Annotated in this window: 16 protein-coding genes; 3 read left to right on the forward strand and 13 right to left on the reverse strand. The window is 47.1% G+C overall.

The window, feature by feature from the left end; translation table 11 throughout:
* Positions 1–215: 215 nt before the first annotated feature.
* On the forward strand, positions 216–1,793 hold the full coding sequence (locus tag NYE22_RS18675) for an FMN-binding glutamate synthase family protein (protein WP_064671860.1): 1,578 nt from the start codon (positions 216–218) through the stop codon (positions 1,791–1,793).
* A gap of 37 nt (positions 1,794–1,830) precedes the next feature.
* Here NYE22_RS18675 and NYE22_RS18680 read toward each other — a convergent pair whose 3' ends face one another.
* The 3 genes from NYE22_RS18680 to NYE22_RS18690 are packed head-to-tail and all read right to left on the reverse strand — an operon-like array spanning position 1,831 to position 4,912.
* Positions 1,831–2,145: a YerC/YecD family TrpR-related protein gene (locus tag NYE22_RS18680; RefSeq protein WP_003219429.1), complete on the reverse strand. Its 315-nt coding sequence runs from the start codon at positions 2,143–2,145 to the stop codon at positions 1,831–1,833.
* Positions 2,146–2,147: 2 nt separating this feature from the next.
* A complete protein-coding gene (locus NYE22_RS18685; protein ID WP_342412046.1) occupies positions 2,148–3,143 on the reverse strand; it encodes a DUF3048 domain-containing protein in 996 nt (331 codons plus the stop codon).
* A 26-nt stretch (positions 3,144–3,169) separates the two neighbouring features.
* Entirely contained in the window at positions 3,170–4,912 is a 1,743-nt protein-coding gene (locus tag NYE22_RS18690) for an adenine deaminase (protein WP_342412047.1), read from the reverse strand.
* A gap of 128 nt (positions 4,913–5,040) precedes the next feature.
* On the opposite strand from NYE22_RS18690, the gene NYE22_RS18695 reads away from it, so the two are divergent.
* Positions 5,041–5,268 carry a DUF2892 domain-containing protein gene (locus NYE22_RS18695; protein WP_003233931.1) on the forward strand — a complete coding sequence of 76 codons (228 nt, stop codon included), beginning with the start codon at positions 5,041–5,043 and terminating at the stop codon, positions 5,266–5,268.
* 14 nt (positions 5,269–5,282) lie between these two features.
* Here the strand turns inward: NYE22_RS18695 and NYE22_RS18700 are convergent, their stop codons facing one another.
* Entirely contained in the window at positions 5,283–6,557 is a 1,275-nt protein-coding gene (locus tag NYE22_RS18700) for an amino acid permease (RefSeq protein ID WP_160244179.1), read from the reverse strand.
* Between the two features lie 143 nt (positions 6,558–6,700).
* Here NYE22_RS18700 and NYE22_RS18705 point away from each other — a divergent pair, with 143 nt between their 5' ends.
* Positions 6,701–7,120, forward strand: a complete 420-nt coding sequence (locus NYE22_RS18705) for an Lrp/AsnC family transcriptional regulator (protein ID WP_015252648.1) — start codon at positions 6,701–6,703, stop codon at positions 7,118–7,120.
* A 39-nt stretch (positions 7,121–7,159) separates the two neighbouring features.
* Here NYE22_RS18705 and purD read toward each other — a convergent pair whose 3' ends face one another.
* The 9 genes from purD to purC all read right to left on the reverse strand — a co-directional run bounded on the left by purD (position 7,160) and on the right by purC (position 16,974).
* Positions 7,160–8,428, reverse strand: a complete 1,269-nt coding sequence (gene purD / locus NYE22_RS18710) for a phosphoribosylamine--glycine ligase (RefSeq protein WP_041851230.1) — start codon at positions 8,426–8,428, stop codon at positions 7,160–7,162.
* Positions 8,429–8,443: 15 nt separating this feature from the next.
* Positions 8,444–9,982 (reverse strand): bifunctional phosphoribosylaminoimidazolecarboxamide formyltransferase/IMP cyclohydrolase, encoded by a 1,539-nt coding sequence (gene purH / locus NYE22_RS18715; RefSeq protein ID WP_161986709.1) that lies wholly within the window; start codon positions 9,980–9,982, stop codon positions 8,444–8,446.
* On the reverse strand, positions 9,979–10,566 hold the full coding sequence (gene purN, locus NYE22_RS18720) for a phosphoribosylglycinamide formyltransferase (RefSeq protein ID WP_021481301.1): 588 nt from the start codon (positions 10,564–10,566) through the stop codon (positions 9,979–9,981). The genes purH and purN overlap by 4 nt, the downstream gene beginning before the upstream one ends.
* Entirely contained in the window at positions 10,563–11,603 is a 1,041-nt protein-coding gene (gene purM, locus NYE22_RS18725; protein ID WP_021481302.1) for a phosphoribosylformylglycinamidine cyclo-ligase, read from the reverse strand. The genes purN and purM overlap by 4 nt, the downstream gene beginning before the upstream one ends.
* Before the next feature lie 100 nt (positions 11,604–11,703).
* Positions 11,704–13,134, reverse strand: coding sequence for an amidophosphoribosyltransferase (purF, locus tag NYE22_RS18730; protein ID WP_003233947.1), 1,431 nt, complete (start codon positions 13,132–13,134; stop codon positions 11,704–11,706).
* Positions 13,110–15,338, reverse strand: a complete 2,229-nt coding sequence (gene purL / locus NYE22_RS18735; protein WP_049140793.1) for a phosphoribosylformylglycinamidine synthase subunit PurL — start codon at positions 15,336–15,338, stop codon at positions 13,110–13,112. Before purL ends, purF begins: the two co-directional genes overlap by 25 nt.
* Complete coding sequence (purQ, locus tag NYE22_RS18740) at positions 15,322–16,005, reverse strand: phosphoribosylformylglycinamidine synthase subunit PurQ (protein ID WP_003243954.1); 684 nt, start codon at positions 16,003–16,005, stop codon at positions 15,322–15,324. Before purQ ends, purL begins: the two co-directional genes overlap by 17 nt.
* Positions 16,002–16,256, reverse strand: a complete 255-nt coding sequence (gene purS, locus NYE22_RS18745; protein WP_003219409.1) for a phosphoribosylformylglycinamidine synthase subunit PurS — start codon at positions 16,254–16,256, stop codon at positions 16,002–16,004. Before purS ends, purQ begins: the two co-directional genes overlap by 4 nt.
* The gene (gene purC, locus NYE22_RS18750; RefSeq protein ID WP_342412048.1) at positions 16,249–16,974 is read right to left on the reverse strand and encodes a phosphoribosylaminoimidazolesuccinocarboxamide synthase; all 726 of its coding nucleotides are present in this window, start codon (positions 16,972–16,974) and stop codon (positions 16,249–16,251) included. Before purC ends, purS begins: the two co-directional genes overlap by 8 nt.
* Positions 16,975–17,025: the final 51 nt, after the last annotated feature.

Raw genomic sequence — 17,025 nt, forward strand, 5'->3', positions numbered from 1 at the left:
TCACATAGCGCGGAAAAACGGAAAAAGCCGTTAATCTCGTTATTCACTGAAAAAGGTGTTTTGATTCTATTTTCATAAAAAAAGAGAGCATATGGCAGTACCTGCATGGTGAGTCCTGTATCGGCAGGAGCACACATTTTTCACCAGATTCCTTCTGCTATTGTTTGGAAAGTGTTCTACTGTGGAAATGGTTACATAAAAAGGGAGGCTGAGAGATGGAAACCATCATAATAGCACTCATCGCATTTATCATTGGGATCATCGCTATCCCGATCGTCTTGTTTGCCTGGATCTACATAAAGGATGAAAAACAGCAGGAGCACTCAATTCTTCGCAACTATCCCGTCATCGGAAGGTTTCGGTATATCCTTGAAAAAATCGGGCCGGAGCTCAGACAGTATTTATACAGCAATGACAATGAAGAGCAGCCATTTTCACGAAAGGAATATGAGCAAACCGTCATCTCCGGCAAATACAAAAGCAGAATGATGGGCTTTGGATCTGTAAGAGATTTTGATAAACCTGGCTATTATATCCGTAACGCTATGTTTCCAAAACAAAGGGAAGAAATGCACGTAAATCAAACGCCAAAAATTGAAACCCAAATCTATAAAATGGATGCTGACAATCTATTCAAACGCAAGGAGCATGCCGAACATATCAAGGCAGACCCGTATTTTCTCCATCCTGATGATGTACAGGTGATTGGCGAGCATACATGCGAGAAGCCATTTTATGTGAAGGGCTTAGTCGGCCAGTCCGCCATGAGCTACGGTTCTCTTGGAGAACGGGCTGTTACGGCGCTCTCAAAAGGGCTCCATCAGGCAGGCGGCACCTGGATGAATACAGGTGAAGGAGGATTGTCTGAGTATCACTTAAAGGGCGGCGCCGATATCATTTGCCAAATCGGACCGGGCCTATTCGGCGTGCGCAAAAGAAACGGGGAATTTTCGTGGGAGGAATTTAAAAGAAAAAGCAGGATTGGCCAAATTAAAGCGTTTGAGCTAAAGCTGGCACAAGGAGCGAAAACCCGCGGCGGCCATGTGGACGGCGCCAAAGTATCAGAGGAAGTGGCAGATATTCGGAATGTCGAACCTGGAAAGTCGATTGACAGCCCGAACCGCTTTTATGAATTCTCAAACCCTCCTGAAATGCTCGACTTTATTGAAAAACTTAGAGATGTCGGACAAAAGCCAGTCGGCATCAAACTGGTCGCAGGGCATCCTGAAGAATTGCATGAGCTTTTCTCTCATATGCAGAAAAGCGGAAAGCATCCGGATTTTATCACGATCGACGGAAGTGAAGGCGGTACCGGAGCTTCCTTTTACGAGCTCGCGGATACAGTCGGCCTTCCGATTATGACAGCGTTGCCTATTGTTGACACGCTTCTTAAACAGTACGGCTTGCGCAGCCAGCTGAAAATCTTTGCTTCCGGAAAGCTCCTGACTCCTGATAAAATCGCGGTCGCCTTAGCCCTCGGCGCTGACTTTGTCAACATCGCACGCGGCATGATGTTTTCCGTTGGCTGCATCCGCGCTCTCGTCTGCCACACCAACACCTGTCCGGCAGGTGTGGCGACGACAGATCCGAAATTGCAAAAAGCACTGAGCGTTGAGGAAAAACAGCATCGTGTCTGCAACTACGTTATTTCATTGCGCGAGGGACTATTTAACCTCGCAGCCGCAGCAGGGATTAATTCGCCGATTCACTTTTCCAAGGAGCATGTTGTCTATCGGAAAGAGGATGGCAGTATCATCGATATCGACAACCTGATCCATCAATTTGTTTCATAAAGAAACCGCCCTTGCCGAACGGCAGGGCGGTTCTATGTTATTTTGAAGAAGACTCAGTTTCCGTTTCCTTCACACGGTCAAGCGCCATTTCATAAGCGTCATTTCCGTAATTTAAGCAGCGTTTCACACGGGAAATCGTAGCCGTGGAAGCGCCTGTTTCTGTTTCAATCTTATGATACGTGTTTCCTTCGCGAAGCATGCGCGCCACTTCAAGGCGCTGAGCCAGCGATTGAATTTCGTTAATTGTGCATAGATCATCGAAGAATCGGTAACATTCCTCCAGGTCTTTCAGCGATAAGATCGAGTTAAATAACTGGTCCAGCTCTTTGCCGCGTAATTTATCGATTTGCATCGTTACACACCTTCTCCTTTACTAATGGAAGCCGCATCAAGATCAGGTACGATATTGATCCAAGTCTTTCCTGGCACAAACGGAAGCCACTTGCCGTCTTTTACCGGCACAATTCTGCCATTCACTTGTTTCCAGTCTGTTTCAATGACGTTTCCGTGCTGAAACAACAGACCTTTTCCTCCTGATTCCAAGTCGATGTCCCGCCTTCCATCTTGATCAATAATATGATGGCTGGCTTCAACAATGAAAATATTTTGCATTGCAACCGGCTTTCCGGTTTCCCGGTCTGTCGTTATGACACCATCAGAGCTTCTTGTATAAGATTCAGCTTTTTTATCATAGTTGTATTCGACAAGATTTGTAACGTTATTTGTTCCATAATCTACCCGAACATTGTAAGATTCATTTGCAGGTTTTGCATCTGATGTTTGAAACAGCAGCGGATTTGTTTCCTGCTTCAGCTTATAACCCTTTTGTTCCGCCGCCTTTTTTATGTAATCATAAGACGTATAGGAATTGTGGGGCGGCTTGCTGAAATCAGCTCTCCAAAATAAGCTTCCGTCAAAATCCAATCCGTTCATATAATCGGCAACTCCAGATTCCAGCTGCTCTTTGGCGCCGGGACTCCAGCCGTGATGGACAAATATGCTGTCAAAGCCATTGCTGAGAGTGACGAAATATTCCCGCGCGCTCCGCACAGGTCCGACAGTTTCAGGCATCTGGCTTTGGAAAATGGCCAGAAATCTTGTGATTTGCCCTTCGGCTAGCGCTTCTATGACAATGTCGGCTTTAGACAGACCCGACTGCGGCCTCGCCTTCGGGTGATTGTTCACCACAACAGCAACAGGCCGGCGTTCAGTCACCTTCTGTTCAGTCTTTAGCCCCGTTAAAGGAGCTTTCAGCTTCTTTGCAGTATCCGGGCCAGCATCCTTCTGCTGGCAGGATACCAGCAGAAAAAACACGAAACACAGCGCGCAAACTGTCATCCATTTTTTCATATGTCGGCTCCCTGCTCTTTTATATTTTAACGCATTATCGATGGAAAGAGTACAGTTTTTTTCATGACGTCGAAGATTCCTCTTGGCGTAATGCGTATATACGGAAGGTGCGTACTTTGCAAAAAGAGCAGCGTATAGATAGGATCGCAAAACTCATAGCCTCTTTCAGTCAAAAGATCTCTCAGCTTTTGTTCCTTCTCAAGCACGTCTTCATACGCTTCCGAAGAGGCGCAGCCGCACAGCGCAAGCGGGATTTCATGCAAAATGTTTCCGTTCTCCGCTAAAACAATTCCTCCTCCTATTTCTTTCATCCGGGCGAAAGCGAGCAGCATATCCGCTTTATTTTTTCCAATCGCGACAATGTCGCCCGTCGTCGTAAAGGAGCTTACAAATCCCTGCACGCTTGAGGCAAACCCTTTTATCATCGTATTCACACGCCATTTTCCATGTTTATCAAGCATTGTCAAATAGCTTTCATCATGGTCAAATGAGAGCTGTTCCATCGAATTGTCGATCTCAATCATATATGGCTCCATAATAACCGCATTCCGCATTTTCACGCCCATCGGCATAGAAAACTGCAAGTCATCCATCGTCATATCATATGAAAGCTCAAGCGGGACAAGACCGCCTTTGTGCCAGTCCGTCTTTGTAAACGCCTTCGAATCACAGCCGTCTTCACGCAGAATGGTCCCTTTTGACAGAACAGTCACGGGATTCGGATTTAACGGATCTTCCAGTATGTTGAGCGATGCCAGTCTACCCGGTCCGACAACTCCTAAATAATCATCCATTTGGTAATACTTTGCGATATTAAATGATGCCATATTGTAGGCGTCGATTGCAGGTACGCCTTCTTCTAAAGCGATGCGAATCAGCTCGTTTGTCATGCCGCCTTTATAGAAATTCGGGGTTGCGCCATCTGTCGTGTAAAAGAAGTGGTCATAATAGCGGAAGCCCTTCTCATGCAGCTCCTGCAAGATTTTTCTTACATCAGGGCGAATGGAAGAGTTCCGAAGGGAAACATAATAGCCCAGTTCCAGCCTTCTCATCACTTCATCACCTGTCATCGCTTCATGATCACAATCCGCTCCGAACAGCTTCATTTTTGTAAGCGTTTTATCAGAAGCGCCGGGAAAATGCCCTTCAATGCGTTTTCTCTGTTTCTTTGTAGCTTGCATGCAGTGGAGCATTAAATCATCACCATCTACCAAGCGAGGCCACCCGGTCATTTCTCCGCCTTGAATCACATCCGGATGTTCAATCCACTGTTTTCTGACGTCAAATGGAAGGACGTGGTCCTCGTTCAGAACCTCGGTCTGGAGGTCATAGCGTGACCACCAAAAATACTGGACAGGCTGCTTTTTGAGTTCATTCAAAATCGTAAGCGCTTTCTTTTTTCCGCTTTGCAAAAGCAAAAATAAGTTATCATTCACGAATGTCGTTGTTCCGTATTGAGACACATATTCCGCCAGTGTTTGGGGATTATATATTTGAAAAGGATGTGCGTGCGGTTCAATATAACCTGGCACAATGTATTTTCCTTCACAATCAATCGTATGAATTTCTTCGGCTCTATTCGGAAGTTCATGACCCACATAAACAATGCGGTCCTGATAAATCCAAATGTTTTTTTTCAGCCATTGTTTTACATATGGATTTAAGACGAGAGCATTCCGTAAAAGGAGCGTTGGAAGCAGCTTTGAGTCTACAACATCAACCTGTGCCCTGATGTCTTTGTTTTTCCAGTTAAAGGTGCGTTCGGACATTCACATACTCTCCTTTACATGTATTAGACTCATGGTATCACATCCTTCCTCATCACGCACGATAAAAACGTTACAAATTTTTGAAGGTTCGGTTAAAAAACTTTTTTAAGTAAAAGGAGCGGATTTCCTTGAAGCCAAACATCAGTCTCATCAATGCCGTGTTCAGAATCGCCTGCGGATTGACGATTATGTCAGCCGCCAGTGCAAAGTTTACGAAAAAACCTTGGTGCAGAATGCATCTCTTTTACATCTTTATGGGGGCCATGAAAGCGGGTTCGGGAATCTTGCGCTTCTGTCCTGTGACCTACATGTTTCAACACAGTGATTCTGGAAATAACGAGCATCAAAACGGATAAATGGAAAAGCTTGATCACAAAACGTGATCAAGCTTTTTTTTATGCCCACCCTTTGTTTTCATATAGAAATATCCTGCAGCTGCCAGCACTGCCGGATAAAGCAGTGCCCAGCCGCTGAATGAATAAATCACCGCGCACGCGACAAATGCCCCGAGCGCCATCCACCAGCCTATATCTCTCCTGCCCAGCAGTTTCAGTGCTGCCGCCATTGTACATATGTAAGATGCGATAAAAGCCGCGCTCGGCCCTTTCAACAGAGTCGTCAAATCGATTTGAAACAGACCATGCGCCGCAAGCACTAAGCCAAACACTGCGGCCATCGCTGTCAAAACGCGAATAGGCGTACGTTTTGTCGCACTGAGTTTTCCAAAAAATACGGGTATGTGCCCCTCTCTCGCCAATGCGTACACCATTCTTGAAAAACCAGCAATATTGGCATGGATGGTGGCGAATGTAATAAACAGCGCTAAGCATACCGTGACGTATACACCGCTTTCCCCTGCTCCTTTTGAGATGAGCATGGCGAGCGATGCAATTTCTCCATTCTCTCCATATGAATGAGTCCCCACCGTCACAAATGACAGCATGATATACAGCCCTGCCACACAAGACGCTCCCAAGAACAAGCTGATTGGGACATCTTTTTCAGGGCGATGAAATTCCTCAGCCAATGGAGTAATCATTTCCCAGCCTACAAAAGAGAAAAAAATCATAACAGAAACAGATCCAGCAACAGACCAGCCATGCGGAAGAAACGGCTTGAATTCTGCTATCGTGACGTGTGGCAATGACACAGCAATAGAAGTGACAAGCAGAAATACGATGACACATATGACGAGTGTACTGATGTTTGCTGATAGTTGAATCCCTTTCATATGAAGCAAAATAGATATAGCCAGCATACAACCAGCAATCGATGTAACCTGCCAATCGGCCGCCTCTGTGACGTAACTGACGTAATGCGCGCCAGTCAAAGCGATGATGGGAACGCCAATCGGAACGGACCCTAACATGATCCAGCCCAAAATCGCTCCGGCTTTTTTTCGAAAAGCCAGCTGCACATAAGCCGTGATTCCTCCCGCACTAGGCGCAATTTTCACAAGCCGTGCCAGCGTGCCGACGAGAAGAAAAGATAAAAAAGACATGAATACCCAGACAAATAAAGAAGCCGGACCGGCCGTATCCGCGGTAACAGACGGCAAAATTAATATCCCGCATCCTAAAACCGCCCCAATCGTTAACGCCGTCCCTTGTATCCAAGTAATAGAGCGCTGTAATTCTGGCAACATGATGCCTCCTCTCTGATTGATGGCTTTATTATAGAAAAAATAAGACGGCATCCATATGCTACAATGAAGTTAAATCAACAGCATTGCCTTATGATCAAAGGAATTTTCATTCATTCGCCTAAATATGTAAAGGAGCCGGACAAATGGACGATACAGACCTTCAGATTCTCTCGCATTTGCAGCGAAACGGCAGATTAACGATGGTTGAGCTGGGAAAGCTTGTCGGACTCAGTTCGCCAAGCGCGGCGGAGCGTGTCAGGAAGCTGGAAGATAAAGGCGTGATTACCGGGTACAGCGCGAATATCTGTTACGAAAAACTAAACAAGCATGTCACCGCTTTTATTCTCATGGAGCCGAAAAGCTGCAAGCACTACGCCGCCTTTGCAACATCGCATCCTGATGTAGCAGAAAATCACCGCATCACGGGTATGTACAGCTATGTGACAAAGGTCGTGACTGAATCGGTACATACGCTTGAGGATTTTATTGACGCCTCTATGGCCCATGGAAAACCGACCACGCTCGTTGTCCTTTCTTCTTCCAGCTGCCATCCCGCTTTTTGATAACAAAAAACCCGCAGCTAATCTGCGGGTTTTCCTCAGTTATTTTTGAGCAGCCTTTAAAGCGCGTGCCCCAATGTCTTTTCTGAAAAAGAGTCCCGGTTTGAAAATTTCATCAACCGCTTTGTACACTCGGTCTCTAGCCGCTTCAAACGATTCATCAAAAGCTGTCACATTGGCGACGCGCCCCCCGTTTGTAACGAACTCTCCGCCTTCTGCTTTCGTTCCGGCATGGAAGACCACGACCTGCTCAGTTTCCGCAGCAAGGCTGCCGATCGGCGTGCCTTTTGCGTAGCTTTCCGGATATCCTTCAGAAGCAAGCACCACACTAACAGCAGCGGTATCCTTCCATCTTAAGTCAACTTCCTTATCATCTAAAAGATCAAGAAGCACCTGTACCAGATCAGATTCCATGCGCGGAAGCACGACCTGTGTTTCCGGATCGCCGAAACGGGCATTAAATTCAATGACCTTCGAGCCGTTTTCAGTAAGCATCAATCCAGCGTACAAAACGCCAGTGAAGGAACGGCCTTCTTGTACCATTGCTTTTGCGGCCGGCTTCACGATCGTTTCTACAGCATGGCGAACCGTTTCTTCCGAAATTTGCGGAACTGGAGAGTAAGCGCCCATTCCGCCCGTATTCGGGCCTTTGTCTCCGTCAAACGCACGCTTGTGATCCTGGGCAATCACCATTGGATACACTTTTTCTCCTTTGACAAAGGCCATTAGAGAAAATTCTTCACCAGAAAGGTATTCTTCAATGACAACGGACGCGCTCGCATCACCGAACTTTTCATCCTCAAGAAAGTCATGCAGACATGCAATTGCTTCTTCCTCTGTCATAGCCACAGTAACGCCTTTTCCAGCTGCAAGTCCATCTGCTTTTATCACAATCGGAGCACCTTTTTCCTGCACATATGCCTTCGCCTCATCAAAGGATGTAAACGTGTCGTATTCTGCGGTCGGAATGTCGTATTTCTTCATTAAGTCCTTAGCGAACTGTTTGCTTCCTTCGATGATCGCCGCGGCTTTTGACGGGCCGAACACGCGCAGACCCGCTTTTTCGAATTCATCCACCAGACCTTCAATTAAAGGAACCTCAGGGCCGACAATGGTTAGGCCGACCTGGTTTTCTTTTGCAAACGAGACAAGCCCTGCGTGGTCGCTTTCCTCAATGTTTACAAGCTGTGCGGAAGCTTCCATGCCGTCATTTCCAGGAGCTGCAAATACATTCTCGACGAGGCTGCTTTGCGCTGCCTTCCACGCCAGCGTATGTTCTCTTCCGCCTTTACCGATAATTAATACATTCACGTCGTTTTCATCCCCTTAATGTTTGAAGTGTCTGATGCCGGTGAATACCATGGCAATGCCGTATTCATCCGCTTTTTTGATGGAATCCTCGTCACGCACAGATCCCCCCGGCTGAATGATAGCCGTAACGCCCGCTTTTGCCGCTTCTTCAACAGTATCCGGCATTGGGAAAAATGCATCAGATCCGAGCGCGCTGCCTTTCGCTTTTTCCCCTGCTTGCTCGATTGCGATTTTTGCCGATCCGACGCGGTTCATTTGGCCTGCTCCCACGCCGACTGTCATGTTGTCCTTTGCGAGAACGATCGCATTTGATTTCACATGCTTCACGACTTTCCAAGCAAGCTTCAAGTCTTCCCACTCTTGCTCATTCGGCTCTCTTTTTGTCGGGATGCTGATCTCAGCATCATCAAAGCCGTGCATATCTAAATCTTGAATCAATAGCCCGCCTTGAACGGATGTCAGCTGTTTTTCCTTTTGAACAGCAGCAGATACGTCAAGCGTCAGCAGACGGAGATTTTTCTTCGCAGTCAGGACGTCGAGCGCTTCTTGGCTGAATGAAGGCGCAATGATGATTTCTAAGAAAATGTTGTGAAGCGCTTCGGCAGTTGCCTTGTCCACTTCACGGTTCAGCGCGATAATGCCGCCGAAGATAGATGTTTTATCCGCTTCAAACGCTCTGTCAAACGCTTCGGCGATCGTTTTTCCTGTTCCCACGCCGCACGGGTTCATATGCTTCACGGCAACCGCAGCCGGTTCAGTGAATTCACGAACGATTTGAACTGCCGCATCCGCGTCTTTAATGTTGTTGTAAGAAAGCTCTTTTCCGTGAAGCTGTTCTGCTTGCGCAATGGAGCCTTTGACAGGAAGAGCTGTTTGATAGAAAGTTGCTTCCTGATGCGGGTTTTCTCCATAGCGAAGCGATTGTTTTTTCTCAAATGTCACAGTGAATTGCTCTGGTTCTTTTTCACCGACAACATTTGTCAGATAGTCAGCGATCAGTGCATCATATGCCGCAGTATGACGGAATACCTTTGCCGCGAGCTCGCGTTTTTTCTGAAGAGATACGCTGCCTTCTTCTTTGATTTGATTTAGCACTGGGCTGTAATCGGCCGGATCGACGATAACCGTGACATCCTGATGGTTCTTTGATGCCGCACGCAGCATGCCAGGTCCGCCGATGTCGATATTTTCAATCGCTTCTTCATACGTGACGTCTTCTTTAGAAATCGTTTCTTTAAATGGATAGAGGTTGACGACAACGAGGTCAATCGGCTGAATCCCGTGTTCATTGATCTGCGCCATATGCTCTTCATTGCCGCGAACCGCCAGAAGGCCGCCGTGAATATTCGGGTGTAGGGTTTTTAACCGGCCGTCCATAATTTCAGGGAAGCCTGTCACTTCAGAAATTCCGATCACATCCACACCGTTTTCTTGAAGAAGCTTTTTCGTTCCGCCTGTGGAGATGACTTCAACGCCAAGATCTGTCAGTTCTTTTACGAAAGGAACAAGATTTGTTTTATCTGAAACACTGATTAACGCACGTTTAATGGTCATGCCTTTTCACCTCTGTTATTTAATCCTAATAGCTGTTTAATCACACTCGGATACCATTTATGCTCAAGCTTGTGAATCCGCTGTTCGATTGTTTCCAATGTATCATGTTCATCAATTTCGATTGCCTTTTGAGCGATGATCGGACCTGTATCCATTCCTTCATCGACATAATGCACGGTGATTCCGGCCACCTTCACACCCGCCCGGTATGCCTGTCCGACTGCGTCGATTCCAGGAAACGCCGGAAGAAGCGACGGGTGAATGTTAATGATTTTTCCTCCATATGCTTGAAGGAGCGTATCACCGATCAGCCTCATATAGCCGGCAAGAACAATCAATTCAACCTCGTGAAGACGAAGCTGTTCAATAATGGCTTTTTCAAATGCAGCCTTGTTTTCATAAGACTTCGGCTCAAATGCAAAGGATGGAATGTGGAATGCTTCCGCCCGTTCGATGACTTTCGCCTGCGGTTTGTCGCAAACGAGGAGCGCTGCTGACGCATCCCAGTTCTCCTCCTTCAAACGCGTGACGATGGCTTCGAAGTTTGAACCGTTTCCTGATGCAAATACCGCAAACTTTTTCATGAAAGTGCCGCACCGCCGAATGTGACGCCTTCACCTTTTTTCACACGCCCGATTAAATAGGCTTTTTCGCCATGGCTTTCAAGCGTTCCGATCACATCTGTCAGATGCTCTTCTTTGACAGCCAAAACAAAACCGATACCCATATTAAAGACGTTGAACATGTCTTCTTCCTTTAGCTGGCCGTACTCTTGCAAGAAAGAAAAAATCGGCGGGATCGGCCATGAGCCATGATCAATTTCCGCACTTAAGCCTTCCGGAAGCATACGCGGAATATTTTCAATAAATCCTCCGCCTGTCACGTGCGCCATGCCGTCGATTTTTCCGCTTTTGACCGCGGCAAGCACAGGCTTCACGTAAATCCTCGTCGGTTCAAGCAATTCCTCGCCAAGCGGGCGTTCAAACGGCTCATATGTTGTATCGAGGTCCAGCTCCGCATCATCCAGAAGCACTTTTCTGACAAGGGAAAAGCCGTTGCTGTGAAGGCCGCTGGAGCTGAGGCCGATCAACAGATGGCCCTCTTCGATGTTTTCTCCAGTCACGATTTCGTCCTTTTCTGCCACTCCGACTGAGAAACCGGCAATATCGTATTCATCAGCTGTATAGAGTCCCGGCATTTCAGCCGTTTCACCGCCGACTAAGGCTGAACCTGATTGCTCACAGCCTTCCGCCACACCTTGTACAATCTGTTCAATTTTCACTGGGTCCGCTTTGCCAACCGCTAAATAATCGAGGAAAAACAGCGGCTCTGCACCTTGTGCCAGCACGTCATTGACACACATTGCAACAGCATCCACGCCAATCGTGTCATGCTTATCCATGGAAAAAGCGAGCTTTAATTTTGTGCCGACACCGTCCGTTCCCGAAATGAGAACTGGTTTTTGATAAGAAAGCTCAGACAGGTCAAACATGCCGCCAAAACCGCCAAGGCTGCCCATAACGCCAAGCCGTTTCGTGCGCTCCACGTGTTTTTTCATTCGTTTTACAGCTTCATATCCGGCTTCGATGTCAACTCCTGCGTTTTTATATGCTTCAGACATCCTATTCACTCCTTTAAGGCGCTTTTCAAAATATTTCCCCGAACGAGGGCAGAAAGAGAAAGGCAGCCGAACTGCGCTGCCTTTATGTCATTTTCAAGTTTTATTTGGTTAATACTGCTTCTTTTACGTGAGGAAGCACTGTATCCTGGTAAATTTCAGTCGGATATTTTCCTGTAAAGCAAGCGAGACACTGTCCGCAATTCGAGTCATCGTATTTTCTGCCGATGCCTTTCAGCAACCCTTCCACACTCAAAAATGAGAGGGTATCGGCTCCGATTTCCTGACGGATTTCTTCAACAGAGTGCGAAGACGCGATTAATTCTTCATGTGTGGACGTATCAATGCCGTAAAAGCACGGATGAGCGATCGGCGGTGAACTGATTTTCACATGCACCTCTGTCGCACCCGCTTCTCTAAGCATCGTGACAATCCGGCGGCTAGTTGTTCCGCGTACGATAGAGTCATCCACCATCACGACGCGTTTGCCTTCTACAACCCCGCGCACCGCAGACAGCTTCATTCTGACGCCTTGCTCACGCAGAGCCTGGGACGGCTGAATAAACGTTCTGCCAACATAGCGGTTTTTGATTAAACCGAGCTCATACGGAATGCCTGTTGCCTCTGCATAGCCGATCGCCGCAGAAATACTGGAATCCGGAACCCCGGTTACGACGTCAGCTTCAACTGCGGATTCCTGAGCCAGCATTTTTCCAAGGTTTTTACGGGCACTGTGTACGTTAATACCGTCAATATTGCTGTCTGGTCTGGAGAAATAAATGTACTCCATGCTGCAAATGGAACGGTTGATATTCATGGAAAAACGCTCTGATTTCATGCCTTCATCATTAATGATCAGCATTTCCCCCGGCTCTACCTCGCGAAGGTACGTTGCGCCGACGACGTCAAATGCGCATGTTTCTGATGCGACCACATAAGCGTCGCCCATCATGCCGATGGATAGCGGTCTCAGCCCGTTTGGATCAAGTGCGACAATCATTTCTGTTTCGGTCATGATCAGGAACGCGTAGGCGCCTTTCAGCATAGAAAGCGAGTTTTTAATTTGGTCCTTCAGCGTGAAGTGTCCGCTTCTTTTGATCAGGTGAGCCAAAACCTCTGTATCCGAAGAGGTTTGAAAGATGCTCCCTTGATTTTCGAGCTGCTGCTTCAGCTGAGTGGCGTTGACAAGATTTCCGTTATGAGCAAGCGCCAGGCTGCCGTTGTTTTGGGAACGGAAGAGGAGCGGCTGAACATTTTCGTATCCGCCGCCTCCAGCCGTTGCGTACCGAACGTGCCCGATAGCGCCTTTTCCCTTTACTTTGCTGAGTTCGCCATTTTGAAATACTTCAGTGATCAGACCTTGGCCTTTGTGAGCCGTCAGCTTTTCACCGTCAGTCGCTACGATGCCCGCACCCTCCTGTCCTCGGTGCTGAAGGCTGTGGAGACCGTAATACGTGATTTGCGGGGCTTCTTCATGTCCCCAAATCCCAAAAACGCCGCATTCTTCATTTAAGCCTTTGATTTCAGCAAGCATGGGATAGCTCCTTTCCATACGCGTTCAAGCTCTTTCGTTTGCGCATGAATCATTTGTTGTCCGTCTTGGTTTTGAATCGCCAGAATTCCGTCAGCTGTTACCTCACCAATATGAACCGCATCTTTGACAGTTGCTTCAAACGCTTCTTGATGTTCTTTTTTCACTGAAACGACGAAGCGGGATTGAGATTCAGAGAATAATAATGCCGCTTCCCCTTCTACAGTCACATTAGCGCCAAGGTTTTCAGTCGTCATGACACTTTCCGCAATCGCTACGCCTAAGCCGCCTTCAGACACATCATGCGCAGATTGAACGAAGCCTTTTTTAATCGCGTCAAGCAGTGCTTTTTGACGAGACAGCTCTACATCAAGATCGATTTGCGGCGCTTTGCCGTAAATACGGCCTTCTGTCATTTTTTGCAGCTCGCTTCCGGCAAACTCTGGTTTTGTTTCACCGATCACATATACGAGATCTCCCGCTTGTTTGAAATGCTGTGTTGTAATGTGTGCTGTATCTTCAATTAAGCCAACCATGCCGATAACTGGTGTCGGATAGATCGCCGTGCCGTTTGATTCGTTATAAAGAGATACGTTACCGCCGATAACCGGTGTGCTGAGAACATTGCACGCTTCGCTTATGCCGTCTGCCGCTTTTTCGATCTGCCAGAAGATTTCCGGCTTCTCCGGGTTTCCGAAGTTAAGGTTATCTGTGACCGCAAGCGGTTCTGCGCCTGAGCAAATGATGTTGCGGGCTGCTTCAGCGACAGCAATTTTCCCTCCGACTTCAGGATCAAGATAGAGATAACGCGCGTTACAGTCTGTCGTCATCGCCAGCGCCTTTTTCGTTCCGCGGATTCTGAGAACACCAGCATCAGACCCAGGAGCGACAACTGTATTCGTGCGCACCATGTAGTCATACTGATCATAAACCCACTCTTTACTCGCAATCGTCGGCTGCTGAAGAAGGGCCTTCAGCGTTTCATTCGCATCTTCAATTTGCGGAGCCGGAACGTCCGTTTCCAAAAACTCGCGATAATAAGCAGGCTCTTGAGAAGGCTTATGGTAAACCGGTGCTTCTTCTGCCAAGGCATCAACAGGCAGCTCGCACACAACCTCTCCTTTGTGTGTCAGGCGAAGCATTTTATCATCTGTCACATGTCCGACAGAAACCGCTTCAAGATCATACTTGTCAAAAATATCGATGATTTCCTGCTCACGTCCGCGCTCAATAACCAAAAGCATCCGTTCTTGTGATTCAGAAAGCATCATTTCATACGCGGTCATGCCTGTTTCTCGCTGAGGAATCAGGTCAAGGTTCATTTCAATGCCAGAACCGGCTTTACTTGCCATTTCTGCACTTGAGCTTGTTAAACCGGCAGCTCCCATATCCTGAATGCCGACTAAGGCGTCGCATTGGATGACTTCCAGACATGCTTCAAGCAAAAGCTTCTCCATAAACGGATCGCCGACTTGGACAGCAGAACGCTTCTCTTCAGACGAGTCTGACATTTCTTCAGAAGCAAACGTAGCGCCGTGGATGCCGTCACGCCCTGTTTTCGCTCCTACGTACATTACTGTGTTGCCGACACCCTTCGCCTGGCCTTTTTTGATGTCTTCATGGTTGATTAAACCGACGCACATGGCGTTGACGAGCGGATTTCCTTCATAGCTGCTGTCAAACTGCACCTCTCCGCCGACTGTCGGGATGCCGATACAGTTGCCGTATCCGGCAATACCCGCTACTACTTCTTCAAACAAGTACTTCACGCGTGGTGAAGTCAGTTCACCAAATCGAAGAGAGTTCAATACAGCGATTGGGCGTGCACCCATTGAGAATACATCACGGATAATTCCGCCTACGCCAGTCGCAGCGCCTTGGTAAGGCTCGAGAGCTGATGGGTGGTTATGTGATTCAATTTTGAACACAACCGCTTGGTTATCACCGATATCAACGATTCCGGCGCCTTCCCCCGGCCCCTGCAGCACACGCTCGCCGCTTGTCGGGAATTTACGCAGAATCGGCTTTGAGTTTTTATAGCTGCAATGCTCAGACCACATGACAGAAAAAATTCCGATTTCTGTGTAGTTCGGCAATCTTCCAAGAATGGATTCTATCAATGCAAACTCATCATCACTGACACCCATTTGCTGATACAGTTTCTCTTCTTTTATTTGTTCTTTACTTGGTTCAAGCAGTAGTGACATGAGTTTCCCTCCAATTTTTCACGATAGACTGGAACAATTTAAGACCGTCGGCGCTTCCAAGCAGTTCATCGACCGCGCGCTCAGGGTGAGGCATCATGCCTAATACATTGCCTTTCTCATTCACGACACCGGCAATGTCGCTGACACTTCCATTAATATTAGAGCCGTATGTGAAAGCAATTTGATTGTTTTCCTTTAATGTAGCAAGCGTCTCGTCATCACAGTAGAAATTCCCTTCACCATGGGCAACCGGGATTGTAATCGATTCTCCCTTTTCGTAGGAAGCTGTGAATAATGTTTCGTCGTTCTGAACAATCAATTCAACCGGACGGCAAATGAACTTCAGATCTTTGTTGCGTCTCATTGCGCCTGGCAGCAGCCCAAGCTCCTGTAAAATCTGGAATCCGTTACAGACGCCAAGAACAGGTTTTCCTTCAGCCGCTGCTTGTTTGACAGCTGGCATAATATTCGCAAATCGGGCGATGGCGCCGCATCTTAAGTAATCGCCGTAAGAAAATCCTCCCGGAATTAACACGCCGTCGAAGCCGTCAAGACTTGTTTCCTCATGCCAGACGTATTCCACTTCATGGCCGAGCTCATCCTTTACAGCATGATACATATCGATATCACAGTTGGAGCCGGGTAACACAATCACCGCAAATTTCACTGTGCGACTACCTCCTCAACCTCATATCTGTAATCTTCAATCACTGTGTTCGCAAGAAGTTTTTCGCACATTTCTTTCACTAGCACGTCAAGATCACGGTCAGATTTTTCAATGGTAAGCTCCATGTATTTCCCGATGCGCACATCTTGAACTTCGTTGTAAGTCATGCTGTGCAAGGCATGCTGGACAGCGCTCCCTTGTGGATCTAGTACACTTTCTTTTAAGCTGACATAAACTTTTACTTTATACATGATGAATGCCTCCCAGTCTTTTGAAAATCTCTTCGTATGCGTCGGTTAAGCTTCCCAGATTGCGTCTGAATAAATCTTTATCCAGCCTTTCGTTCGTGTCTTTATCCCACAATCGGCATGTGTCAGGAGAAATTTCATCCGCCAAAAGCACTTGCCCTTCTGCATCTAAACCGAATTCAAGCTTGAAATCTATTAATCTGACATGACAATCGTCGAAAATGCTTTGAAGCTCTTCATTTACTGTTTTTGTAATGGACTTAATGGTTTCTACCTGCTCAGGAGTCGCCGCTTTCAATAGCCAAATATGATCTTCTGTGATGAGCGGATCACCCAGCGCGTCATCCTTGTAGTAAAACTCGATAATCGGCTGCTCAAGCTCCGTGCCTTCTGGAATGCCGAGACGTTTGGACATGCTTCCTGCCACAACATTTCTGACCACGACTTCAAGCGGCACGATCGTTACCTTTTTAATGAGCTGTTCTGTTTCAGAAATGCGCTCGATAAAGTGATTGTTAATGCCCTTTGTATGAAGATGTTTGAAAATCAAGCTTGAAATCTCGTTATTTAAGCGCCCTTTCCCGCTGATTTCTGCTTTTTTCTCGCCGTTAAAGGCAGTGGCGGAGTCTTTATACACGACATACAGCGTGTTTTCGTCATCGGTTTTGTAGATCTTTTTTGCTTTTCCTTCGTATAAAAGTTCATTCTTCACAATATTCACGGAAGGCCTCCTAACCCGAATGTTGGGAATTTTCAAACTGCGGCGGCTTAG

This window comes from Bacillus sp. FSL K6-1560 (assembly GCF_038592935.1).
Lineage (GTDB): Bacteria > Bacillota > Bacilli > Bacillales > Bacillaceae > Bacillus > Bacillus subtilis.